The 23,753-nt window shown below is 70.7% G+C and carries 23 protein-coding genes; 11 read left to right on the top strand and 12 right to left on the bottom strand.

Features of this window, described 5'->3' with window-relative positions:
* Positions 1 to 8 precede the first annotated feature (8 nt).
* Positions 9 to 578 carry a toxin-antitoxin system, toxin component gene (locus tag ACFY3I_RS01805; protein ID WP_390858879.1) on the bottom strand — a complete coding sequence of 190 codons (570 nt, stop codon included), beginning with the start codon at positions 576 to 578 and terminating at the stop codon, positions 9 to 11.
* A 30-nt stretch (positions 579 to 608) separates the two neighbouring features.
* On the bottom strand, positions 609 to 1,265 hold the full coding sequence (locus tag ACFY3I_RS01800) for a helix-turn-helix transcriptional regulator (RefSeq protein ID WP_365288542.1): 657 nt from the start codon (positions 1,263 to 1,265) through the stop codon (positions 609 to 611).
* Between the two features lie 247 nt (positions 1,266 to 1,512).
* On the opposite strand from ACFY3I_RS01800, the gene ACFY3I_RS01795 reads away from it, so the two are divergent.
* Positions 1,513 to 2,181: a hypothetical protein gene (locus ACFY3I_RS01795; protein ID WP_390858878.1), complete on the top strand. Its 669-nt coding sequence runs from the start codon at positions 1,513 to 1,515 to the stop codon at positions 2,179 to 2,181.
* 124 nt (positions 2,182 to 2,305) lie between these two features.
* Here the strand turns inward: ACFY3I_RS01795 and ACFY3I_RS01790 are convergent, their stop codons facing one another.
* On the bottom strand, positions 2,306 to 3,085 hold the full coding sequence (locus ACFY3I_RS01790; protein ID WP_390858877.1) for a cache domain-containing protein: 780 nt from the start codon (positions 3,083 to 3,085) through the stop codon (positions 2,306 to 2,308).
* 39 nt (positions 3,086 to 3,124) lie between these two features.
* Entirely contained in the window at positions 3,125 to 3,865 is a 741-nt protein-coding gene (locus ACFY3I_RS01785) for a GntR family transcriptional regulator (RefSeq protein WP_365288548.1), read from the bottom strand.
* Between the two features lie 123 nt (positions 3,866 to 3,988).
* On the opposite strand from ACFY3I_RS01785, the gene ACFY3I_RS01780 reads away from it, so the two are divergent.
* The 9 genes from ACFY3I_RS01780 to ACFY3I_RS01740 all read left to right on the top strand — a co-directional run bounded on the left by ACFY3I_RS01780 (position 3,989) and on the right by ACFY3I_RS01740 (position 14,018).
* Positions 3,989 to 5,020 (top strand): ABC transporter ATP-binding protein, encoded by a 1,032-nt coding sequence (locus ACFY3I_RS01780; protein WP_390858876.1) that lies wholly within the window; start codon positions 3,989 to 3,991, stop codon positions 5,018 to 5,020.
* Positions 5,021 to 5,097: 77 nt separating this feature from the next.
* Positions 5,098 to 6,288, top strand: a complete 1,191-nt coding sequence (locus ACFY3I_RS01775; protein WP_390858875.1) for an ABC transporter substrate-binding protein — start codon at positions 5,098 to 5,100, stop codon at positions 6,286 to 6,288.
* A 3-nt stretch (positions 6,289 to 6,291) separates the two neighbouring features.
* The gene (locus ACFY3I_RS01770) at positions 6,292 to 7,155 is read left to right on the top strand and encodes an ABC transporter permease (protein WP_390858874.1); all 864 of its coding nucleotides are present in this window, start codon (positions 6,292 to 6,294) and stop codon (positions 7,153 to 7,155) included.
* A gap of 11 nt (positions 7,156 to 7,166) precedes the next feature.
* Positions 7,167 to 7,982, top strand: coding sequence for an ABC transporter permease (locus ACFY3I_RS01765; RefSeq protein WP_390858873.1), 816 nt, complete (start codon positions 7,167 to 7,169; stop codon positions 7,980 to 7,982).
* 55 nt (positions 7,983 to 8,037) lie between these two features.
* Positions 8,038 to 9,033: a LacI family DNA-binding transcriptional regulator gene (locus ACFY3I_RS01760; RefSeq protein ID WP_351314784.1), complete on the top strand. Its 996-nt coding sequence runs from the start codon at positions 8,038 to 8,040 to the stop codon at positions 9,031 to 9,033.
* A 150-nt stretch (positions 9,034 to 9,183) separates the two neighbouring features.
* A complete protein-coding gene (locus ACFY3I_RS01755; protein ID WP_390858872.1) occupies positions 9,184 to 10,539 on the top strand; it encodes an ABC transporter substrate-binding protein in 1,356 nt (451 codons plus the stop codon).
* 6 nt (positions 10,540 to 10,545) lie between these two features.
* Positions 10,546 to 11,502: a carbohydrate ABC transporter permease gene (locus tag ACFY3I_RS01750; protein WP_390858871.1), complete on the top strand. Its 957-nt coding sequence runs from the start codon at positions 10,546 to 10,548 to the stop codon at positions 11,500 to 11,502.
* Positions 11,499 to 12,380: a carbohydrate ABC transporter permease gene (locus tag ACFY3I_RS01745; protein WP_365296527.1), complete on the top strand. Its 882-nt coding sequence runs from the start codon at positions 11,499 to 11,501 to the stop codon at positions 12,378 to 12,380. The genes ACFY3I_RS01750 and ACFY3I_RS01745 overlap by 4 nt, the downstream gene beginning before the upstream one ends.
* A gap of 30 nt (positions 12,381 to 12,410) precedes the next feature.
* Positions 12,411 to 14,018, top strand: a complete 1,608-nt coding sequence (locus tag ACFY3I_RS01740; protein WP_390858870.1) for a glycoside hydrolase family 13 protein — start codon at positions 12,411 to 12,413, stop codon at positions 14,016 to 14,018.
* A 10-nt stretch (positions 14,019 to 14,028) separates the two neighbouring features.
* Here the strand turns inward: ACFY3I_RS01740 and ACFY3I_RS01735 are convergent, their stop codons facing one another.
* From ACFY3I_RS01735 to ACFY3I_RS01700, 8 genes are all read right to left on the bottom strand, one after another.
* Positions 14,029 to 14,823 (bottom strand): ABC transporter ATP-binding protein, encoded by a 795-nt coding sequence (locus ACFY3I_RS01735; protein WP_390858869.1) that lies wholly within the window; start codon positions 14,821 to 14,823, stop codon positions 14,029 to 14,031.
* A gap of 24 nt (positions 14,824 to 14,847) precedes the next feature.
* A complete protein-coding gene (locus ACFY3I_RS01730; RefSeq protein ID WP_365296521.1) occupies positions 14,848 to 15,624 on the bottom strand; it encodes an ABC transporter permease subunit in 777 nt (258 codons plus the stop codon).
* Positions 15,621 to 16,412 (bottom strand): ABC transporter permease, encoded by a 792-nt coding sequence (locus ACFY3I_RS01725; protein ID WP_365296519.1) that lies wholly within the window; start codon positions 16,410 to 16,412, stop codon positions 15,621 to 15,623. Before ACFY3I_RS01725 ends, ACFY3I_RS01730 begins: the two co-directional genes overlap by 4 nt.
* Entirely contained in the window at positions 16,409 to 17,374 is a 966-nt protein-coding gene (locus tag ACFY3I_RS01720; RefSeq protein WP_390858868.1) for an ABC transporter substrate-binding protein, read from the bottom strand. The genes ACFY3I_RS01725 and ACFY3I_RS01720 overlap by 4 nt, the downstream gene beginning before the upstream one ends.
* A 156-nt stretch (positions 17,375 to 17,530) precedes the next feature.
* Complete coding sequence (locus ACFY3I_RS01715; RefSeq protein ID WP_390858867.1) at positions 17,531 to 18,469, bottom strand: PDR/VanB family oxidoreductase; 939 nt, start codon at positions 18,467 to 18,469, stop codon at positions 17,531 to 17,533.
* The gene (locus ACFY3I_RS01710) at positions 18,466 to 18,636 is read right to left on the bottom strand and encodes a hypothetical protein (protein WP_390858866.1); all 171 of its coding nucleotides are present in this window, start codon (positions 18,634 to 18,636) and stop codon (positions 18,466 to 18,468) included. Before ACFY3I_RS01710 ends, ACFY3I_RS01715 begins: the two co-directional genes overlap by 4 nt.
* Positions 18,633 to 19,697: a Rieske 2Fe-2S domain-containing protein gene (locus ACFY3I_RS01705; RefSeq protein ID WP_390858865.1), complete on the bottom strand. Its 1,065-nt coding sequence runs from the start codon at positions 19,695 to 19,697 to the stop codon at positions 18,633 to 18,635. Before ACFY3I_RS01705 ends, ACFY3I_RS01710 begins: the two co-directional genes overlap by 4 nt.
* Positions 19,698 to 19,985: 288 nt before the next feature.
* On the bottom strand, positions 19,986 to 21,557 hold the full coding sequence (locus ACFY3I_RS01700) for an oxidoreductase (RefSeq protein WP_390858864.1): 1,572 nt from the start codon (positions 21,555 to 21,557) through the stop codon (positions 19,986 to 19,988).
* A gap of 329 nt (positions 21,558 to 21,886) precedes the next feature.
* On the opposite strand from ACFY3I_RS01700, the gene ACFY3I_RS01695 reads away from it, so the two are divergent.
* Positions 21,887 to 23,620, top strand: coding sequence for a protein kinase (locus ACFY3I_RS01695; RefSeq protein WP_390858863.1), 1,734 nt, complete (start codon positions 21,887 to 21,889; stop codon positions 23,618 to 23,620).
* Positions 23,621 to 23,753 lie beyond the last annotated feature (133 nt).

The following is a 23,753-nucleotide window of genomic DNA, read 5'->3' as shown; positions in this document are numbered from 1 at the left end:
ACCGATGGCTACTTGCCGGGATAGCCCAGGGAGGCCTCGATGCGGCCCGCCACGTCGTGTCGCCTGACCGGGCCGCGCAGCGAGGAACCCGCGAGCCAGGTCCGGCACTTGCTGGCCAGCAGCAGCCCGAAGGTCTCCGCGTCCTGTTCCGCCGCCTGGTCGAAGCGGGTGCGGGCGGCCATCCGCCGGACGGCGGCCTGCACCGCGTCCCGCTCACCGCCCGCCCCGTCACCGGTGCCCTCGGCGACGATCCGTGCCGCCACCGCGACCCCGTCGACGTCGTGGCCGTGGTGGTCGGCGTGCATGTGCCACAGCTCGTGACCGAGGATGACCAACTGGTGCTCCGGTGCGGTGCGTTCCTCGAGCACCACCAGGTCCCGGTCGGCCAGGTCGAGCCACAGGCCGCTGGCCGTGCCGGGTGGGAAGACCGCGGTACGGAACAGCACCGGGCGGCCCCGGCGGCGGCTCATCGCGTCGCACAGTGCCCGGTACAGCTCCCGCGGCGGGGCGGGCGCGGGCAGGGTCAACTCCCCGACCAGCGCGCCGCTCAGCCGGCGCATGTCCCTGCCGATGGCCATCGTCTCCTGGTTCTCCTGTTCCCTCTCAGCTCACGACTCGGGCCGCTTGACGCTCTCCAGGAGCATGTCCAGCCATTCGGCGACCTTGTCGCGGTGCTGGTCGGTGGGGAGCTGGGCGGCCCGCCAGGCGATGCCCCGCACCCCGTGGTCCTGCAGCAGCCGCTCCAGGGGGTCCGCCGCGGCCTCGGCCGCCGCCCGCTCCCGGTCGGCCAGCTTCTGCAGCAGCTCCTGCTCGACGCGCTGGAGGGCCCCCGCCAGCGCCTCGGGGTCCGCGGCGGTGAGGAATCCGGCGTGCACCCGGAAGAACCGCTGGAGGGCGTCGCAGTGCTCCATGGTCGGCCGCCGGTCGCCGTTGAGCAGGGCCCCGGCCTGCTGCCGGGACATGCCCGCGCCGTCGGCTATCTCCTGCTGGGTGTGTTTCCGGCCGTTGGGCTTGAGGCGGGTGCGGCGCAGCAGGTCGAGGCGTTGCAGGAAGCGCTCCTGGACATCGGGTTCGCCCGCGGGCCGGCCGCCGAGCAGGGCCTTGACCACGGGCTCGGGGACGCCGCAGGCGTAGGAGAGCCGTCCGATGTCGTAGACCCCGGCGTACGCCACGCCCAGCCGGTCGGCCAGCGCGGTGACGCGGGAGACGACGGCCGGCAGCTGGGCGGTCGCCGTGGCGCCCGGATCCTCGTAGCCATCCGTCACCGACCGAACTCCTACGTCTCTCAGAGGAATCATGGGCTTCGCACATGTGGTCGCCGGGGACCCGCCCGGCGCGAACCTCCCGGAGGCTACCGGGTCGTTCGAACTCACATCCAGGTGTCGCCACAACTGTGGCCAATTTCGGCCGTCAACAGGCATGAAATGCCACGATAGTTGACATGCCTCCGGGTGGGGCAGCAGGATCACATCGCCGCGAGAAGGCCGCATAGGCAAGAGGGGTGACCTCCCGATGGCATATCAGGCAGGTGGGCGGCGGCCGGCGCCGCGGCCCGTCCCCGAGAGTCTTGAGGCCCAGGCGTACCTCCAGGACTACGCAGTGCTGGTGGACGCGGTTCCGTTCCCGTCCCTCGTGGTGGACCACCGCTGGGACGTGGTGCTGGCGAACGACGCGTTCGAGACACTTTTCGGGGAGGTCGCCCCGCATCCCACCGCCATGCCGGGCGAGAACTTCCTCCGGTTCGTCCTCTTCCACCCGGACGCCGGTTCGGTGCTCGGCGCACACGAGTCGGGCTGGTGCCTGCCGCTGCTGGCCCAGTTCAAGGCCACCCTGGAGCGGTACGGCCACGACCACGAACTCCAGTCGATCCGGCGGGAGATCGCGCAGGACCCGATCATGGAGGCGGCCTACCGCCACGGGCTGCCGCACTGGCTGCGCGCGGTCGGCGAGGCCGGTGCCCGGCTCGACGGCGCCGTCCGGCCGGTGCGCCACCCCGATCCGCTGCTGGGGGACACCGAGTGCCGGGTGGTCGGCGAGACCCCGGAGTGCCTCGGGGCCATGGGCTACGCGCGTTACACCCTGGTGCTGCGTACCGCCGCCCGGCCCGCCGCCCCACGGCGCTCCCGCCGGCCCGGCGGCCTGGGCGCCCATCTGACCGTGGTTCCCGCCCCCGACGCCTGACCCGGCACCGTCGGCGTTCAGGTCGCCGACGGCGCCGGGCCGGACGCCCTCCCACCCCGACGCCACCCGTCGGGCCGCCGCGCGGCGGGACGTCGCACGGTGGTGTGCCGCCGCGGGGCGCGGCTCATCCCGTGGCCACCGCCAGCACGAGCGGTACGCCCCGGCAGGGCACCAGCCGCAGCGCGCCGAACACGCCGGGCCGCCCGCTCTCCAGCACGGCCGCGAAGTCCGGCCCCCTGGTCAGCGAGCCCGCCAGGTGCGCGGGGTCGGCCGACGCCGCCACCCGGCCACGGGCGTTGACGAGCCTGGCGGGGCCGGGCAGCGCCCGCAGCAGGGGCAGCGCGGCGGTCTCGAAGTGCCGTAGGTACACGTCCGCGGCGGCCACGCCCAGGAAGCGGCCCGCCCGTTCCACCGGCGCGGACAGCGTGAGGCTGTACTCGTCCGAGCAGAGGTAGTCGACGTACGGCCCGGCCACCGCCCGCCGCCCGGTGTCCCGGGGCAGCGTGAACCAGTCCCAGTGCGTGTAGTCGGAGTAGGCCGAGGTGCGCGGGTCGAGGTCGAGCAGCAGCGGCCGCAGGTCGCCGTCGGTGCCGCTCTGCCACCACTCCAGCCAGGCCGGCACGTCGGCCAGCAGTCCTGGTGCCGTCACGAAACCGACACCCGAGACCAACTCCTCGCGGGTCAGCCGCAGATGGAGCCCGGGCCGCAGTGCGGCGAGGTCCGCGGTCACCGGCATGCGGTCCTCGGCGGCCACCCGTGCCAGCAGCGCGGCGGTGTCGGCCCGGGTCTGCGCGACGGCGTCGAACACCGCCTCCAGGGCGCGGCCGACCCGCTCGGCGACGTACTCCTCGGCGGCGTCCGGTGTGGTGGCCACGGGAGTGGAGGGGACGGTGCCGCGGCTCATGCTGCCCTCCGGCGGACGGGGGAGCGGGGCGCGGCGCGGCTACAGGGTCAGCCGCAGGGCGATGAGCCGTGCCGTCGAGTCCCGCACGCACCGCTCGGCCAGCTCCCTGGCCGATGCGTCCGCCCCATCCTGCACGGCCGAGATCACGGACCGGTGACGGTCCGCCACCTCTTCACGATATTCGTCGTCGCCGAGCACAAGGCACAGCAGCGCACCGACCTCCGTCTGGAGGCCGACCTGTTCCCGGGTGAGCCGGGCCGACTGGGCGGCGGCGGCCAGCTCCACCTGGAAACGGCCGTACAGCCGGCAACGCGCGGACGCGCCGCGGGCCTTGCGCAGCTCCTCGGTGGTCCTGCGGAGCTGGTCCAGGTCGTGGTCCTCGGTGCGCTGCGCGGCGAGGTGCGCGGCGGTGCCGGACAGGGCCGCCCAGTGGTCGCCGAGGTCGCGCAGTTCCTCCGGGCTCCAGCCGCGCAGCCGCGCCAGCAGCCGCTCCCGGCCCGGGGTGTCCGGCAGGGCGACGAAGCTGCCGCCGCCGCGGCCCCGGCGGGTGACGACCAGCCCCTGCTGGCGCAGGGCCATCAGGGCCTCCCGCAGGGTCACCGTGGACACCCCGAGCTGTCCGGCCAGCTCGGTCTCGCCGGGCAGTTGCTCCCCGTCCGCGAGCAGGCCGAGTTCGATGGCGTCGCCGATCCGGCGTACCACGGCGTCCACCCGGGCGCTGCTGTCCACCGGGGCGAAGACGGCCTTTCGGGCGCCGCCGTCCGTCTGCTGCTGTTCCACGGGCCACCACCCTATGCGTTGACCCAAGCTTTACCTCGGCAGGGTCTTGAGCTTTGAACTATGACTTCATATCTTTCCGGTCACCAGGTGCAACGCAGGAGAGCGTCAGAAAGGTTCCCGCCCATGGAGGCCAGCGCGATCCGGTTGCGGGATCTGCGGAAGACGTTCGGCGACACCAGCGCCGTGGCAGGCGTCGACCTGGAGATCCGTGACGGCGAGTTCTTCTCGATGCTCGGCCCCTCCGGCTCCGGCAAGACCACCGTCCTGCGCCTGATCGCCGGCTTCGAGACCCCCACCTCGGGCGTGGTCGAGCTCGCCGGACAGGACGTCACCCGCCGCGCCCCCTTCGAACGGGACGTGCACACCGTCTTCCAGGACTACGCCCTGTTCCCGCACATGACCGTCGAACAGAACGTCGCCTACTCCCTCAAGGTCCGCCGGGTCGCCAAGGCCGAACGCCTGGTCCGCGCCCGCAAGGCCCTGTCCGAGGTCCGCCTCGACGGCTTCGGCGCCCGCCGCCCCGCCCAGCTCTCCGGCGGCCAGCGCCAGCGCGTCGCCCTCGCCCGCGCCCTCGTGGGACGCCCCCGCGTCCTGCTGCTCGACGAACCCCTCGGCGCCCTCGACCTCAAGCTGCGCGAGCAGATGCAGCTCGAACTCAAGTCCCTGCAACGGGAGGTGGGCATCACCTTCGTCTTCGTCACCCACGACCAGGAGGAGGCCCTGACGATGAGCGACCGCGTCGCCGTCTTCCACCAGGGCCGCATCGAACAGGTCGGCACCCCGGCCGAGATCTACGAACGCCCCGCCACCGCGTTCGTCGCCTCCTTCGTCGGCACCTCCAACCTGCTCACCGGCGAGCCCGCCCTGCGCGTGCTCGGCGAGAGCGGCACCCACAGCGTCCGCCCCGAGAAGATCCGGGTGCTGAAGGAGAGCGCGGAGCCGGGCGGACCGGACCACGCCGACGCCGTCGGCACCGTAGCCGAGGTGGTCTACCTCGGCGACGCCACCCGCTTCCTGGTCGACCTGGACGGCGGCGGCCGGCTCACCGCGCTCCAGCAGAACCTCGACACCTCCGCCGAGGACGTCGCCGCCTACCGCGGCACCCGCGTCCGGCTGCGCTGGCAGCGCCGGCACACCGTCCACGTCCCCGGCTGACCCGCCACCCCGCACCACCGGATCCGCCGTCCTCGACCCCGGCACCCCTGGCACCTCTGGCATCCCTGGAGTACGTCGTGCGCCTCATCCGTCCCCGCGCCGCGGCCGCCGTCGCCGCGCTGCTGCTGGCAGCCACCGCCTGCGGCTCCTCCGGCTCCGGCTCCTCGTCCGGACTCAACCCGCCCGACCTCAGGCCCCTCGCGAAACTCGGCAGGAGCGAGGGCGCGGTCAACCTGATCGCCTGGGCCGGCTACGTCGAGGACGGCTCCGACGACCCCAAGGTCGACTGGGTCGGCGACTTCGAGAAGCAGACCGGCTGCCAGGTCCACTCCAAGGTCGCCGCCAGCTCCGACGAGATGGTCAAACTGATGAAGACCGGTGAGTACGACGCCGTCTCCGCGTCCGGCGACGCGTCGCTGCGCCTGATCGCCTCCGGCGACGCGGCCCCGGTCAACACCGGGCTCGTACCGAACTACAAGTACATCTTCGGCGGCCTGAAGAACGGCGCCTGGAACTCCGTCAAGGGCCAGATGTACGGCATCCCGCACGGCCGCGGCGCCAACCTGCTGATGTACAACACACAGAAGGTCAGCCCCGCGCCGACCTCCTGGTCCGCGGTCTTCGACGACGCGGCGAAGTACCAGGGGCATGTCACCGCCTACGACTCGCCGATCTACATCGCCGACGCGGCCCTGTATCTCAAGGCCACCAAGCCGGAGTTGAAGATCAAGGACCCCTACGCGCTGGACCAGAAGCAGTTCGACGCGGCCGTCGCCCTGCTGAAGAAGCAGAACGCGGACATCGGCGAGTACTGGAGCGACTACCTCAAGGAGATCTCCGCCTTCAAGAGCGGCGACTCCGTGATCGGCACCAGCTGGCAGGTGATCGCCAACCTCACCGCCGGGGAAGGCGCGAAGGTCAAGGCCTTCGTGCCCAAGGAGGGATCCACCGGCTGGTCCGACACCTGGATGGTCTCCGCCAAGGCCAAGCACCCCAACTGCGCCTACCGGTGGCTGAACTGGATCGTCTCGCCGAAGGTCAACGCCGAGGTCGCCGAGTACTTCGGCGAGGCCCCCTCCAACGCCAAGGCCTGCGACCTCACCAGTGACAAGAGCTTCTGCGCGACCTACCACGCGGCCGACGAGAGCTACTGGAAGAACATCGCCTTCTGGAACACGCCCATCGAGCAGTGCCTGGACGGCCGTACCGACGTGAAGTGCGTCCCGTACGCGAAATGGGTGCAGGCCTGGACCGAGATCAAGGGCTGAGCCATGACCCTGCCCACCCGGACCGCGGGGGCGCTGCACCGGCGCCCCCGGCTCCGCCTCGCCCTGCTGCTGACCGCTCCGCTGCTGTGGCTCGCGGTGCTCTACCTGGGCTCGCTGGCGGTGCTGTTCGTCTCCGCGTTCTGGACGACGGACTCCTTCACCTCCGAGGTGGTGAAGGTCTGGTCGACCGACAACTTCCACGAGCTGTTCACCACGCCGGTGTACCGGCAGGTGGTCCTGCGCAGCGTCGGAGTCGCCCTCGCGGTGACCGTGCTGTGCGCCGTGATCGCCTTCCCGGTCGCCTTCTACACCGCCCGGGTGGCCAGGCCCCGGCTGCGCCCGCTCCTGGTGGTCGCCATCCTCACCCCGCTGTGGGCGAGTTACCTGGTCAAGGTGTACGCCTGGCGGCTGATCCTGTCCGAGGGCGGGCTCGCGGACTGGCTGCTGAAGCCCTTCGGGCTCAGCGGGCCGGGGTTCGGGCTGCCGGCCACCGTGCTCGCCCTGACCTACCTGTGGCTGCCGTACATGATCCTGCCGATCCACACCGCGCTGGAGCAGCTGCCGGACAACCTGCTCGACGCGTCCGCCGACCTCGGCGCCCGGGCCGGCCGCACCTTCCGGTCCGTGGTCCTTCCCATGGTGCTGCCGTCGGTCGCCGCCGGGTCGGTGTTCACCTTCTCGCTCAGCCTCGGCGACTACATCACCGTGCAGATCGTCGGCGGCAAGACCCAGCTCATCGGCAACCTCGTCTACGCCAACATCGAGCTCAACCTGCCCATGGCCGCCGCCCTCGCCACCGTCCCGGTCGTCGTCATCGTGCTGTACCTGCTCGCGATGCGCCGCACGGGCGCGCTGAGCAGCCTGTAGAGGAGTCCGCCGTGCAACTCTCCCGTTCCGCGCGGATCGCGGTGCGCGCCGCCGCCGGCCTCGGCTTCGCGGTGATCTACGTGCCGCTGCTGCTGGTCCTGGTCAACTCCCTGAACCCGGACCGCAGCGCTAGCTGGCCGCCGCCCGGCCTCACCACCCGCTGGTGGTCCGCCGCCTGGCACAGCTCGGGCGCCCGCGAGGCCCTGTGGACCTCGGTGAAGGCCGGGCTCGGCGCCACCGCGATCGCCCTGGTGCTCGGCACCCTGATCGCCTTCGCGGTCGCCCGGTACCGCTTCTTCGGCCGGGGCGCCCTGTCCTTCGTGGTCGTCCTGCCGATCGCGCTGCCCGGCATCGTCACCGGCATCGCCCTCAACTCGGCCTTCGGCACGGTCCTCGCGCCGCTCGGCGTCGGACTCGGCCTGTTCACCGTGGTCGTCGGGCACGCCACCTTCTGCGTGGTGATCGTCTTCAACAACGTCGTCGCCCGGCTGCGCCGCACCTCCGGCAACTACGAGGAGGCGGCGGCCGACCTGGGCGCCCACACCTTCCGCGCCTTCGCCGACGTCACCTTCCCGCTGGTGCGCTCCGCGCTGCTCGCGGGCGGACTGCTCGCCTTCGCGCTCTCCTTCGACGAGATCGTGGTCACCACCTTCACCGCGGGACCCGGCGTCCGGACCCTGCCGCTGTGGATCTACGACAACATGACCCGGCCCCAGCAGGCGCCGGTGGTGAACGTGGTGGCGGCCGTGCTCGTGCTGCTGTCGGTGATACCGATCTATCTCGCCCAGCGGCTGTCGGCGGACACGGCGACCGGCAGCCGCGTCTGACCCCGTCCTTCCGCTTACGCAAGCAGCTTGCGTAAATTGCGCTACCCTTGCGCTCATGACGCGACGACTTGCGGAAGTGGCCAAGAAGGTCGGGGTCAGCGAGGCCACGGTCAGCCGGGTGCTCAACGGCAAACCCGGGGTCTCCGAGGCCACCCGGCAGGCGGTGCTCTCGGCCCTGGACGTCCTCGGCTACGAGCGCCCCACCCAGCTGCGCGGCGAGCGGGCCCGGCTCGTCGGTCTGGTCCTGCCCGAGCTGCAGAACCCGATCTTCCCGGCCTTCGCCGAGGTCATCGGCGGCGCGCTCGCGCAGCTGGGACTGACCCCGGTGCTGTGCACCCAGACCAAGGGCGGGGTCTCCGAGGCGGACTACGTGGAACTGCTGCTGCAACAGCAGGTCTCCGGCGTGGTGTTCGCCGGCGGTCTGTACGCCCAGGCCGACGCGCCCCACGACCACTACCGGCTGCTCGCCGACCGCAACATCCCGGTGGTGCTGGTCAACGCGGCCATCGAGCACCTCGGTTTCCCGGCCGTGTCCTGCGACGACGCCGTCGCGGTGGAGCAGGCCTGGCGGCACCTCGCCTCCCTCGGCCACGAGCGCATCGGCCTGGTCCTCGGCCCCGGCGACCATGTCCCCTCCGCCCGCAAACTCGCCGCCGCGCGGGCCATCGCCGAGGTCCCCGAGGAGAACGTGGCCCGCGCGATCTTCTCCATCGAGGGCGGCCACGCGGCCGCCTCCCGGCTGATCGACCGGGGTGTCACCGGCATCATCTGCGCCAGCGACCCGCTCGCGCTCGGCGCGATCCGGGCCGCCCGGCGCAAGGGGTACGAGGTGCCCTCCCGGATCTCCGTCGTCGGCTACGACGACTCGGCCTTCATGAACTGCACCGAACCCCCGCTCACCACGGTCCGCCAGCCCATCGAGGCCATGGGCCGGGCCGCCGTCGAGCTGCTGAACGTCCAGATCGGCGGTACCGCCGTACCGCCGGAGGAACTGCTGTTCGAGCCGGAGCTGGTGGTGCGGGGCTCGACAGCGCAAGCGCCCAAGGTCTGATTCACAACGGATCCAAGGCGCTGCCAATCCTCTGTCGAATAATTACAGATTCTGCGCGACATCTTGCGCCCGGCTGTCCCCGGTGCTTGAGTGTGCGGCGCCCACCGGTCCCGGTGCGGCGCCACTGCTCCTGTACTGGGGGGTCCACCGATGTCCAGCACCGGGTTCCGCCGTGCTCTCGTCGCGACAGCCGTCTGCTCGTCCCTCGCACTCTCGGCCTCGGCCTGCGGGTCGGGCGACGACGACGACGCGGGAAGCGGCAAGACGCGTATCACCGTCAACTGCGAGCCGCCGAAGAGCGCCAAGGTCGACCGTTCGTTCTTCGACCAGGACACCGCCGACTTCGGCAAGAAGAACCCGGACATCGACGTCGTCATGCACGACGCGTTCCCGTGCCAGGACCCGAAGACCTTCGACGCCAAGCTCGCCGGCGGCCAGATGGAGGACGTGTTCTACACGTACTTCACCGACGCCAAGCACGTGGTGGACATCAACCAGGCAGCCGACCTCACGCCGTACCTCAAGGACCTCAAGAGCTACGACACCATCCAGAAGCAGCTGCGCGACATCTACACCGTGGACGGCAAGGTCTACGGCATCCCGCGCACCGGCTACAGCATGGGCCTGATCTACAACCGCGCGCTCTTCCAGAAGGCCGGCCTGGACCCCGACAAGCCGCCGACGACCTGGGAAGAGGTCCGCGCCGACGCCAAGAAGATCGCCGCCCTCGGCAACGGCACCGTCGGCTACGCCGACTACAGCGCGCAGAACCAGGGCGGCTGGCACTTCACCGCCGAGCTGTACTCCCAGGGCGGCGACGTCGTCTCCGCCGACGGCAAGACGGCGACCGTCGACACCCCCCAGGGCCACGCCGTCCTGCAGAACCTGCACGACATGCGGTGGACCGACAACTCGATGGGCAGCAAGCAGCTCCTCATCATCAACGACGTCCAGCAGATGATGGGTTCGGGCAAGCTCGGCATGTACCTCTCCGCCCCGGACAACATCCCGATCCTGGTCAAGGAGAAGGGCGGCAACTACAAGGACCTCGCCCTCGGCCCGATGCCCGGCGGCCAGGGCACGCTCATCGGCGGCGACGGCTACATGTTCAACAAGAAGGACACCCCGGCACAGATCAAGGCCGGCCTCAAGTGGCTCGACTCCATGTTCCTCACCCCCGGTGACGGCTTCCTCGGCGACTACGCCCGCGCCAAGAAGAACAACGCGCCCGTCGGCCTGCCCGAGCCGCGGCTGTTCACCGGCGCCGCCGACGCCAAGGACCAGGAGGTCAAGAAGGCCAACGCCAACGTCCCGGTGGAGAACTACCAGGCCTTCCTGGACGGCAACCAGTCCCTGCAGATGAAGATCGAGCCGCCCAACGCCCAGCAGATCTACTCCGTCCTCGACGGCACGGTCTCCGCCGTCCTCACCAAGAAGGACGCCGACATCGACCAGCTCCTCAAGGACGCCAACGAGAAGATCGCCGGCATCCTGGCCCGGGGCTGACCCGCGATGACCAAGACGGCCGAGCGCCGGCCCGCCCCCGTGGCGGCCGGCGCCCGACAGGCCCCGGCGCCGCCCCCGGCAGGGGACCGGAGGCGGCGCCGGCTCCTCGACCAGGTCCGCGCCTACGGGTTCCTGCTCGGCGGACTGATCTGCTTCGCGCTGTTCTCCTGGTACCCGGCGATCCGCGCGGTCGTGATCGCCTTCCAGAAGTACACGCCCGGCTCGTCCCCCGAGTGGGTCGGCACCGCCAACTTCACCCGGGTCCTGCACGACCCCGAGTTCTCGGCGGCCTGGCGCAACACCCTGACCTTCACACTGCTGGCACTGCTGATCGGCTTCGCGGTCCCGTTCGTGCTGGCCCTGGTCCTCAACGAACTCCGCCACGCCAAGGCCTTCTTCCGGGTCGTGGTCTACCTGCCGGTGATGATCCCGCCGGTCGTCAGCGCCCTGTTGTGGAAGTGGTTCTACGACCCGGGCGCCGGCCTCGCCAACGAGACGCTGCGCTTCCTGCACCTGCCCACCTCGAACTGGTCCAACGGCGCCGACACCGCCCTGATCTCCCTGGTCATCGTGGCCACCTGGGCCAACATGGGCGGCACCGTCCTGATCTACCTGGCCGCCCTGCAGTCCATCCCCGGCGAGCTCTACGAGGCCGCCGAACTGGACGGCGCGGGCCTCCTGCAACGCGTCCGGCACGTGACGATCCCGCAGACCCGGTTCGTGATCCTGATGCTGATGCTCCTTCAGATCATCGCGACCATGCAGGTGTTCACCGAACCGTTCGTCATCACCGGCGGCGGCCCCGAGAACGCCACGGTCACCGTGCTCTACCTCATCTACAAGTACGCCTTCCTCTACAACGACTTCGGCGGCGCCTGCGCCCTCAGCGTCATGCTGCTGGTGCTGCTCGGTGTCTTCTCCGCCGGCTACCTGCGCCTGACCCGCTCCGGGGAGGACGGATGAGCAGCGCCACCCGAACCCTGATCTCCCCGGCGACCCTGGCCCGCCCGCGCGGCAAGGCCGTCTACTGGACCGTCTTCACCACGGTCGTCCTGCTCTTCGCGCTCGCCTTCCTGTTCCCCGTGTACTGGATGGTGACCAGCGCGATGAAGTCCCCGGACGAGGTCGCCCGGACCCCGCCCACGCTGATCCCGAAACACCTGCACGTCTCCGGGTACACCGACGCCTGGGACCTGATGCAGCTGCCCCAGCACCTGTGGAACACGGTGGTGCAGGCGGCCGGCGCCTGGGCCTTCCAGCTGGTGTTCTGCACGGCCGCCGCCTACGCCCTGTCGAAGCTGAGACCGGCCTTCGGCAACGTGGTCCTCGGCGGCATCCTCGCCACCCTGATGGTCCCGGCCCAGGCCCTGGTCGTACCCAAGTACCTGACCGCGGCCGACCTGCCCTTCATCCACACCAGCCTGCTCAACGACCCGCTCGGCATCTGGCTGCCGGCCGTCGCCAACGCCTTCAACCTCTACCTGCTCAAGCGGTTCTTCGACCAGTTGCCGCGTGACGTGCTGGAGGCCGCCGAGATCGACGGCGCCGGAAAGCTGCGCATCCTGTGGTCGGTGGTGCTGCCCATGTCCCGCCCGGTGCTCGGGGTGGTGTCGATCTTCGCCCTGGTCGCGGTGTGGCAGGACTTCCTGTGGCCGCTGATGGTCTTCTCCGACACCGACAAGCAGCCCATCAGCGTGGCCCTGGTCCAGCTGTCGCAGAACATCCAGCTCACCGTGCTCATCGCCGCGATGGTGATCGCCAGCATCCCGATGGTCGCGCTGTTCCTCGTCTTCCAGCGGCACATCATCGCCGGGATCAGCGCGGGCAGCACCAAGGGCTGACGCCCTTCCTCCGACAGAAAGGCACGCACAGTGGGACAGCCCAGCCATGCCCCGAAGGACCTCGACTGGTGGCGTTCGGCCGTCATCTACCAGGTGTACGTCCGCAGCTTCGCGGACGGCGACGGCGACGGCACCGGCGACCTCGCGGGCGTCCGCGCCAAGCTGCCGTACCTCGCCGAACTGGGGGTGAACGCGCTCTGGTTCAACCCCTGGTACCTGTCACCGCTGAAGGACGGCGGCTACGACGTCGCCGACTACCGGGCCATCGACCCGGCGTTCGGCACCCTCGCCGAGGCCGAGAAGCTCATCGCGGAGGCGGAGGAGCTGGGCATCCGGACGATCGTGGACATCGTCCCCAACCACGTCTCCGACCAGCACCCCTGGTTCCGGGCGGCGTTGGCGGCCGGACCCGGCAGCCCCGAGCGCGAACTCTTCCACTTCCGCCCCGGCCGCGGCGAGCACGGCGAACTCCCGCCCAACGACTGGCCGTCACAGTTCCTCGGCTCCACCGAACCGGTGTGGACCCGGCTGCCGGACGGCGAGTGGTACCTGCACCTGTTCACCCCGGAGCAGCCCGACCTCAACTGGGCCCATCCGGTGGTCCGCCAGGAGCACGAGGACATCCTGCGGTTCTGGTTCGAGCGCGGAGTGGCCGGCGTCCGCATCGACTCCGCCGCCCTGCTCGCCAAGGACCCGGACCTGCCCGACCTGGCCACGGACCCGCGGCCGCACCCCTTCGTCGACCGCGACGACCTGCACGACATCTACCGTTCCTGGCGGGCGGTGGCCGACGCCTATGACGGTGTCTTCGTCGGCGAGGTCTGGCTCCCCGACACCGAGCGCTTCGCCCGCTACCTGCGCCCCGACGAACTGCACACCGCCTTCAACTTCTCGTTCCTGTCCTGCCCCTGGGACGCGGAGCGGCTGCGGGCGTCGATCGACACCACCCTCGCCGAGCACGCCCCGGTCGGCGCGCCCGCCACCTGGGTGCTGTGCAACCACGACGTGACGCGCACGGTCACCCGCTACGGCCGCCGGGACACCGGCTTCGACTTCGCGGCCAAGGCCTTCGGCACCCCGACCGACCTGGAGCTGGGCACCCGCAGGGCGCGCGCGGCCGCGCTGCTGTCCCTGGCGCTGCCCGGCGCGGTCTACATGTACCAGGGGGAGGAACTGGGGCTGCCCGAGGCCGAGATCCCGGTGGACCGCATCCAGGATCCGATGTACTTCCGGTCCGGCGGCACCGACCCGGGCCGGGACGGGTGCCGGGTCCCGATGCCCTGGGCGGCCGGCCTGCCGTACGCGGGATTCGGATCGCGCGAGGAGCCGTGGCTGCCGCAGCCGGCCGGCTGGGAGGCGTACGCGGCCGACCTTCAGCGGGACGACGACGAGTCCATGCTGACCCTCTACCAGCGGGCCGTCGCCGCCCGACCCCGCTTCGGCGACGGCCCGCTGACCTGGCTGCCCGCTCCGGACGGCGTCCTCGCCTTCACCCGCGCCCCGGGAGCGGTCTGCGTGGTCAACCTCGGCGCCGACCCCGCCGAACTACCCGCCCACACCCGGCTGCTGCTCACCAGCGGTCCGCTGGACGGCGCCGGCCGGCTGCCCCAGGACACGGCGGCCTGGCTGTCGGTCTGACCGCCACCGGCTACGGGTCCACACCGGGCCCCCGGTCGCCGCCGCGCTTCGCCGCCTGGATCTGCTCGTACACACGGGTACGCAGTTCGGCGAAGCGCGGGGCGACCCGGGTGTGCAACTGGTCGCGTTCGTCGGGCAGGTCGACCTTCAGCTGCTCCCGGACGACGGTGGGGGAGGCGGACAGCACGACCACCCGCTGACCCAGGTAGACCGCCTCGTCGATGTCGTGGGTGACGAACAGGACCGTGATCCCGCGCTCCCGCCACAGACCCCGGACCAGATCCTCCAGATCGGCCCGGGTCTGTGCGTCGACGGCCGCGAACGGCTCGTCCATCAGAAGCACCCGGGGCTCGTAGGCCAGGGCCCGCGCGATCGCCACCCGCTGCTGCATGCCGCCCGACAACTGCCAGGGATAGGCGGCGGCGGCATCGGTCAGCCCCACCGAACGCAGCGCGTCCAGGACCAGCTCAGCGCGCCGCTCCCGTGACAACCGCTTCTGCCTCAGCGGAAGCGCGACGTTCTCGGCGACCCGCATCCAGGGGAACAGGCTGCGGCCGTACTCCTGGAAGACGAACGCCATCCCGGGCGGCGGCCCCGTGACCGCCTTCCCCTCCAGGAGGACCTCGCCGCCGGTCGGGGTGAGCAGGCCGGCCACGCACTTGAGCAGAGTCGTCTTGCCGCAGCCCGACGGGCCGACGAGACACACGAGTTCGCCCGCCTCCACGGTGAAGGTGAGGTCCCGTACCGCCTCGACACGCCGACCGGAACCGTCGTAGACCTTCCTCAGACCGCGCACGTCGAGCATGGACCGCCCCTTCCCGGTACGCACTCAGGACCGCCGGGTCGTCGCGCGCAGCCCGTGGTACCAGCCGAGCACCCGGCGTTCGACCAGTTGGAATACCACCGACAACGCGAAGCCGAGCAGGCCCAGCAGCAGGATCCCGGTCCACATGCCGGGGATCGCGAAGCCGCGCTGGAACTGCACGATGGTGAAGCCGAGCCCGTTGCTGGCCGCGAACATCTCGCTGACGACCATCAGGATGATCCCGATCGACAGCGCCTGCCGCAGGCCCGCGAAGATCCGCGGACTCGCCGAAGGCAGTACCAGCGTACGCAGCCGGGTCACACCCGTGATGCCGTAGGAACGGGCCGTCTCCGCCATCACCGGGTCCACCGCCCGTACGCCCTCGACGGTGTTGAGCAGCACCGGCCACACGCAGCCGCAGGCGATCACCACGATCTTCATGCCGTCGCCGATGCCCGCGAACAGCATGATGACGGGGACGAGCACGGGCGGCGGCACCGCCCGCAGGAACTCGAGGACCGGTTCGCAGACCGCCCGCACCCGCCGGTAGGAGCCGACGAGCGTGCCCGCGCCGACGCCCGCGACGGCCGCCAGAGCGTATCCGGCGAGCAGCCGCAGCACACTGCGCAGCAGGTCGTCGCGGAGTCGCTGTCCCGTCCAGACGTCCGGGAAGGTCCTCAGGATGGTACGCAACGGCGGCCAGTACACGTTCGTGCTGCCGTCGGAGGCCACCCACCACAGTGCGAGCAGCGCCGCGGGCAGGGCCAGCACGTACCCGGCTGCGAGCAGCGGCCGTCTCACACCGCCACCTCCCCGCGTACGGACTGGTGCCAGGCCAGCGCCCGCCGTTCCACCGAGCGGGCACCCACGTTGACGAGCAGGCCCAGCAGCCCGGTCACCACGATCAGGGCGTACATGTCCGGCACCGCCTGCGAGGTCTGCGCGACGGCGATCCGCTGGCCCAGCCCCGGTGCCCCGATGACCAGTTCGGCGGTGACGGTGAGGATCAGGGCGACCGCCGCGGCCAGCCGTACCCCGGTCATCACGTACGGCAGCGCCGTCGGCCACAGCACGTGCCGGACCCGGGCCCAGGTGCCGAGTCCGTACGACCGCGCGGTCTCCTCGGCGACCGGGTCCACGTCCTGGACGCCGTACATCACCTGGATCAGCACCTGCCAGAAGGAGGCGTAGACGACGAGCAGCAGGACCGAGCGGAGTTCGGTGCCGTAGAGGAGGACGGCGAGGGGGATCAGGGCGACCGAGGGGATCGGGCGGAGGAACTCGACGGTGGAGGCGGTGACATCGCGCAGATGCGGGACGACCGACAGGACGACCCCCGCCACGACGCCGGCGCCGACCGCGATCGCGAGTCCGAGGGCCCAGCCGGTGAGGGTGTCGCCGAGCGCCGACCAGAAGCCCCCGTCGGCCAGTTCGGTGCCGAGTGCGCGGGCGATCCGGCTGGTCGGCGGGAGGTAGTCCGCCTTGACCGGACCGAGCCGCGGTACCGCTTCGCCGAGGGCCAGGAAGGCCGCGAGCCCGGCGGCGCCGAGTGCCGCGTTCAGCCCCGGCCCGTCCGTCGCGTCGCTCACGGCAGCAGCTCGTCCAGGTCGGGGGCCGTCGTGAAGAGGCCGTCCTGCTCGCTGAGTTTCTCCAGGGTGTCGATCGACGCGCGGTCCGGGTCGGCGGGCCACTTCGGCAGGGTCACCGCCGCCAGCACGTCCGCGGGGGTCTTGGTGTACGTGGTGACGATCTGCCGGACCTCGTCCGGATGGGCGTCCGCGTAGGCCAGCGACTCGGCGGTGGCCTCCTGGAACCTCTTCACCACGCCGGGGTTCTGCCGGGCGTACGACGTCGAGGTGAAGTACATGGCCACGGTGAGGTTCTTCGCCACGTCGACCAGCGGCGAGGCGATCTCGGCGGCGCCCTGGAGCTTCATGGCGGCGAGCGCCGGCTCGACCGCCATGGCCGCGTCGATCTGCCCCCTGTCGAGCGCCGCCGGCATCTGGTCGAAGGCCAGCTCGACGAAGCTCACCCTGTCCGGGTCACCGCCCGCCCTGCGCACCGACTCGCGGACCGCGGTCTCGTTGATGTTCTTCAGCGTGTTGACGGCGACCTTCCTGCCCTCCAGTTGCTTCGCCGAGGTGATGTCACTGCCCTTCCTCACGACGAGGCCGCCGAAGTCCTTGCCCGCGACGCCCGTCGAGGCCACGCCGTTGGCTATCGCCCGCACCGGCACGTTGTTGGACCGGGCGATCATCAGCGAGGTCATGTTGCTGAACCCGAACTGGAACTGACCGCTCGTCACACCCGGCACGATGGCCGCGCCGCCCTGGGCGAGCGTCATCGACAGTTTCAGTCCGCGCTTGCCGTAGAAGCCCTCCTTCTGCCCGAGGTAGAGGGGGGCCACGTCGACGATGGGGATGATCCCGACCTTGACGGTGGTGGTGCCGCCCGACGGGGACGAGGTGGACGACGAGCTCCCGGAGGAGCCGCAGGCAGCCGTGACGAGCAGGGCGGTGCCGGCCGCGAGAGCGGCGAGCAGACGACGCATGGGCTCCTCCTGTGCAGACGACGGGGTTCCGACAGGGTGCGCGCACCGCGCACGGTGGTGCTCGGCCGACGGTGCTGAGCGGGACGGTAGAACCGGCCGGAGGAGCGGGTCAATGGCCCTGGCTGACAAAATCGTTGACAGTTACCGGATCGCGCTTCACAGATCCAGCACCAGGCGTTTCCCACGGCACCGGGACACGCAGACCAGCATGGTCTCCCCGGCCGCCCGCTCCTGTTCGGACAGCACCGAGTCCCGGTGGTCCGGTTCGCCTTCGAGGACATCCGTCTCGCACGTCCCGCAGGTGCCCTCGGCGCAGGAGTAGAGCACCTCGACCCCCGCGGCCCGCACGGCGTCGAGCACGGAGACCCCGGGAGCGACGGTCAGGGTACGGCCGCTGCGCCCGAGGACCACCTCGAACTCCCCTTCCGGGCGGCCCGCCGGGCTCTTGGGCCGGAACCGTTCCGTGCGCAGCACGCCCGCCGGGCAGCGCCTCTCCACGGCGTCCAGCAGCGGACCCGGACCGCAGCAGTACACGAGGGTGCCGTCCGGGACGTCGTCGAGGACCGGGTCCAGGTCCAGCAGCCCGGCCTCGTCCTGCGGGACGACGGTGACCCGCTCCGCGCCGTAGCGGGCCAACTCGGCGGTGAACGCCATGGAACGCCGGGTCCGGCCGCCGTACAACAGGGTCCAGTCCGCGCCCGCGGCCTCGGCGGCGGCCAGCATCGGCAGGATCGGGGTGATCCCGATGCCACCCGCGACGAACCGGTAGCGGGCGGCCGGCTCCAGCCGGAACCGGTTGCGCGGCCCGCGCACCCGCACCGCGGCACCCACGCCCAACCGTTCGTGCACATGGGCGGATCCACCCCGACCGCCGGGCTCCAGCAACACCGCCATCCGCCACCCGGTCCGGTCCCCGGGATCCCCGCACAGCGAGAACTGCCGCTCCAGACCCGGCCCGAGCAGGACGTCGACGTGCGCCCCGGGCTCCCACTCCGGAAGTTCCCCGCCGAGCGGGTGCCGCAGGGTGAGGGCGACGACACCGTCGGCGGCCACCACCCTGTCACCGACGACCAGTTCGGCCTCGTACAGGTTCACGCCGTCCGCTCCGGGGGCCGGTGTCCTTCGGGGTGGCCGAGCATCCACTCCCACATGGCGACCGGATCCTGCGCGGTGTGTTCGGCCCCGCAGTGGCAGGTGCCGCGGAGCACGTCGGTGCCCGGCAGCCAGTCGACGCGGTAGACCTCACCGGTGCGGGTGTTCACAGCGCCCTCTCCGCGGGCTTGTCGCCCTCCTCGACCAGCCGCGTGAGGATACGGCGGGCGGCGAGCCCGCCGGTGTCGATGTTGATGCTCAGCTCCTGGTAGCCGGCGCGCTCCGAACCCAGCGTGCGCTGCAACAGGTTCAGCGCCTCCACGTCCTGCATGACCACCGTGTGGTTGTTGGTCCGCAGGAAGTCGGTGACCTCGGTGTCGCCGGTAGCCCAGTCCCGGGAGACCATCCAGAAGTCGTACACCCTCCCGTCCGAGGACGGGGTGATGGCGTAGGTGATCTCGGTGTGGAATCCGTGCGGGTCGCCGCCGTCGGCGTCGGGCACCACACCGGCCGGGGCGATCCTGCTGTGCAGCAGGTACAGGCAGGGCGCGTGGTACTCGATGTCCTGCCAGCGGGTGATCCGCCCCTCGATCCCGGTCGAGCGGGCGTAGAACGGCGGGCACTCGGCGTCCGCCATGCGCCGGCTGACCCGTACGATCCCGGCGCCCTCGTCGACCTCCGTGGTGATCGGCGTCTCGGCGACCTCCGGGGTGCCGATGGAGCCGCCGTGCAGGTAGGTCTCGTGGGAGAGGTCGAGGAGGTTGTCGACGAGGAGACCGTAATCGGCGTCCACGGCCTCCATGCCCCGTACGGTCGTCCAGCCGGGGGCGTCCAGGTGCCGGGCCCGCGGGACGGTGCCGGCGTCGGCGCGCGCCGGGTCGCCGATCCAGACCCACACCAGGGAGTCCCGCTCGGCCACCGGGTAGGCGGCGACCCGGGCGGTCCGGGGGATGCGCTTCTGCCCCGGCACGTACACGCACGCGCCGGTCCGGTCGTAGGTGAACCCGTGGTACCCGCACACGATCCGGTCACCGTCGAGCCCGCTCGCCGACAGCGGGTAACGCCGGTGCACGCAGCGGTCGTTCAGAGCGACGACGCTGCCGTCCTCCTCGGCCCGGTAGAACACGAGCGGCTCCCCGAGCACCGTCCGCCCGAGCAACTCCCGCCCGACCTCGTGACTGTAGGCGGCGACGTACCACTGGTTCCTGGCGAACGCGGTGATGTGCGGCATGGCTGCGGCTCCCGTCGGTGGGTGGTGGCGACATCGTCGGGACGGGCGTCAGGGGGACGCAATACCGCTTCCGCCTCACGGAAGTTTTTACATGGAAGGCCTGTTCAGAGGGCTGATCTGAATACGCCGCGGTGCTCGACCTCGATGGAGGGCGCCGCCATGTCATCCGTTCTTCGGCTGCGGCTCGTGCCGTGAGTGGCTGCAGAACCCGGAGGGCAGGGGTGGTCACCGGCCCCTCCGGGAGGCCGGTCGGCCCGGGCGTGTGTGTCGCCGTCCGGCTGCCGCCACTCAGTTCTTCTGCAAAGCGCGGGTGACTCCGGCGACGAGGGCGGTCGTCAGCACCCAGCCGAGGGCGATGAGCAGGTAGGCCAGCCACTGGAGGGTGCCGTCCGGCCAGTACCAGGCCGTGCGCTGGCCGAGGCCACCGATGGGGATCAACAGGTCGAGCGTGTAGACGAGGGGCTGGAACGGAGCACCCTCGCCTTGCTGGACCGGACGCGGGGAGTGGCCGCCGAAGGAGAGCGTGCCCAGCAAGGTCAGCGCGAGGAGCCAGACACCGGCCAGCCAGGGACGGTAGCCGTAACCGACGGTCGCGTCGAGCAGGTGTCCCCACGCACGCGCGGCCGGGGGCAGTGTGTGACGCCGGTGGCGCTGTTTGGCCAGGAGCACGCGGCGGGCTTCGTCGTCGTGGCCGGACTTGCGGTACCAACTCGCCAGCTGCTCGTACGGCTGGGGGTTGTAGCCGGGGCTGCGTCGTATCCACGCCACTCGGTGGGCCACGGTGTTCCGCCGGCCCCGTGCTTCCCGGCCGGCGCCCGTCTCGGCCGTCTTGATGGAGCCGTAGACGAAGCCGTCCAACTCCACGACCCCGGGCCAGCTGTGCTCGCCGTCGTGCAGGTACGACACCTGCGCACCTTGCAGGTCCACGGTACCTGCCGGCGGTGCGGCGAGGGCGAGGTCGAAGTCGACGGCCTGCATCAACGCAGCGGTCAGGGACGGGCCGTTGCCGTCGGGCGGGCCGTTCAGGACGGCCCCCGCGAAGCTCAGGCCCGCCGAGACCCGGGCGCCCCGCAGGCTCACGGTCCCGTTCGCCACGAATCCGTCGGAGAGCATGACCGTGGAGGCCACGGAGTTCTCCAGGTTGAGCGCCAGGCCACGCGGGCTGGGCTCCTCCAGCCGCGCGCCGTTCATGTAGAGCCCGCCGGGCAACTGTGCCCCGGGTAAACGTACTTCACCCCGTGCGACGAACCCGGGCCGGCAGAAGAACCCCCCTTCCATGATGAGGCCGCCGGCAGCCAGGGCCCACCCGCCGGGCGCGTTGAGCTCGGCCTTGTTGAGGATCACCCCGCCGGTCACCCGGGCGTTGGTGAGGGACAGGGCGGTGATGCGATGGTGGAAGTGGGAAGGGGCACCGCTCTCGACGATCGAGCGGGCCAGGTCGAAGTTCCCCTCGACACGGGTCGCCCCGGCCTCGATGCCGGGCACGTGGCAGCCCTTGAACACGAGGGTCTGGGTCGTCGCCCCGAGCAGGTTCACCGCGTCCTCGAACCAGCATTCCTCCAGCCAGAGGGCGTACGCGAGCTGCGCACCGGCGAGGTCGACCGACCCGGTGATCCGTGCCCCGGCGAGCCGCAGACACGGCACGGCACCGGGCTGGCGCCCATCGTGCGCGCCCAGCATCAGCGCCGTGATCACGGCGGCCCGAATCGTCCGCTGCGGCCCCCACCGGCCGCCCTCGGCGACGCGGTCGTCGACGCGGTCTTCGCCGGGCACATCCGCGCGCAGGTCCACGGCCCGTCCTTCGGGGAACGCGTTCCACAACTCGCGCTCCGGTGAGGTCAACTCGTCGTATGAGAACACTCGTGCAGAGTAGTGATCCCGCTACGGGTTCACCTGGTCCCTGATTCTGACGGTACGTCTGAACTGGCACGCTGGAGGGAAGCAAAGGCTGCGCCGGCGGAGCCGACCGGGAGCACCGGCCCCGGCGGCGACGTTCACAGACGCGGTCCTGGACGGGGACCGGAGGCTGTCGCCCGGTGGCGCATCGCGGGACGCCGGTGGGATCCGGCTCCGGTTCCGTGCCGCCCGGACATCGACCGTAGCCGATTCCGACCTGGTCGCCGCAGCTTCGGTCCGCTGCCGGCCGACCAGTGAACCCGTGGAGCCTCACTTGTCAGTAGGGTCGTCGCATGTCTTCTGAGCGTCGCGTGGTGGTGCTGACGGCCACGATCGGCGAGCAGGCAGCGGTGCTTGCGCTGCTCGACGGGCAGGACCCGTACAACTCGGCGTCCGGGGAGCCCTACACGGTGGGCCGGCTCAACGTGGCCTCCGGCGCGTGGCAGGTGTGGGCGATGTCCATCGGGCAGGGCAATGTGAACGCGGCGCTGAAGGCAACCAAGGCCATTCAGGACCTTCATCCGGAAGTGATCGTCTTCCTGGGTACGGCCGGCGGCCTGAAGGAAGGCGTGCGACTGGGAGACGTCGTCTTCGCGACGAAGGCGTACGGGTACGAGTCCGGCAAGCAGACGGATGGGGAAGTGTTCCACCGGCCGGACATCGCACTGGCGGACCCACAGACAGAGGCCTTCGCCCGCAGGCTTGCCGCGTCCGACGAGTGGCGCCCGCCACGGAACGCCTCAGGGGACGGAACGGAGTCGCCGTGGGTGCATGTCGAGCCGATCGCGGCGGGTGAAAAGATCCAGGCCGGGCAGGCGGCCGAGTTCCGGAAGAACCTTCACAGGTCGTTCAACGACGCTGTCGCCGTGGAGATGGAAGGCCTGGGATTTCTGACTGGTGCTCAACAGTGGAAGGGCATCAGGGCCATGGTGATCCGGGGGATCTCCGATCTCCTCTCCGACAAGTCACCGAGCCACGACCATCAACTGCAGCCCGTCGCGTGCCGCAACGCGGCTCGCTTCCTCCGTGACATGCTCACCCATCTCTTCGCTCTCGAACCGCCGCCCCCGTACGACCGACGGATCGGCTCAGCCGGCTTCACCGATGCGCCCACCTTCGTACCTGCCGATGCGGCTGACAGCCGGGCAATCCTCAGCCGGGGAGATCTGCCCACAACCGACCTCACCGGCTGCACGCTGGGCTCCGGATATGTTCTGCTGCGTGAGATCGGACGAGGCTCTCTGAACGCAGTCTGGGAAGCGGAAGAACGGGCGTTCGGGCGCACCCTGCGCCGCGTAGCGGTCAAACTGCAGCCACCGGACAGCAGCAAGCGCTACCGGTACTTCACCCGCGAAGCGGCCGCGATGGCCTCCTTCGACAGTCCGTACGTGATCCCCTACCGCACCGCGGGAACCGAACAGGCAGGCCCGCTCAGCGGTTGGAGCTACATCGTCACAGGACTGGCCGGCGGATCGCTCCGGGACTGGATCAACGAAAGACCCCTCGCTGACGAGACGCTTGGCCTTCTGCTGCTCGACCTCGCCCATGCATTGCGCTACCTGCACCGTAAACGTCTTGTCCACGGTGATGTGAAGCCGGCCAACATCCTCCGCTACGGGCGCCGATGGGTCTTGGGTGACTTCGGTCTGACTCAGCCGACCGGAGCCCAGGAGCCAGAAGGCACGCTGGGCTACATGGCTCCCGAGCGATTCGAAGGAAGAGTGATAACCGCGAACGACGTGTACTCCTTCGCGGTCACCGCGATCGTCGCGGCATCGGCCACCTGGCAGGACGAACGACGCACGGTCGACAGCACGGTACGCAAAGTAGCGCAGTACCTCTCAGATGGCGTTTACCGCCGACCCGAATTCGATGCCGCCCTCTTCCCTGAGGAATTCGGTGCGCTGTTGGGCAGATGCTTCGAAGAAGATCCGTACGAGCGGCCGACCATGGCCGAAGTGATCGACTGCATCGAGCAGGAAATGCTCCCGGCTCCACGTCGTCCGGAATCCGACCGAACGAGCTGACGGGCAGGGCGGATACGACATGGAGCCGGAGGTCCCCACGGCCACTCCTGGGCCACGTCCCCGCAGGGCGAGCCGCGCTGTTCGTCGAGCCGACCGGCCGCCGTATGGGGGGACGCCGACGGTGGCGTTGTAG

Source organism: Streptomyces sp. NPDC001068, from assembly GCF_042897315.1.
Lineage (GTDB): Bacteria > Actinomycetota > Actinomycetes > Streptomycetales > Streptomycetaceae > Streptomyces.
Note: the sequence above shows the minus strand (reverse complement) of the source record. Positions and strands in the feature narration are given on the sequence as shown.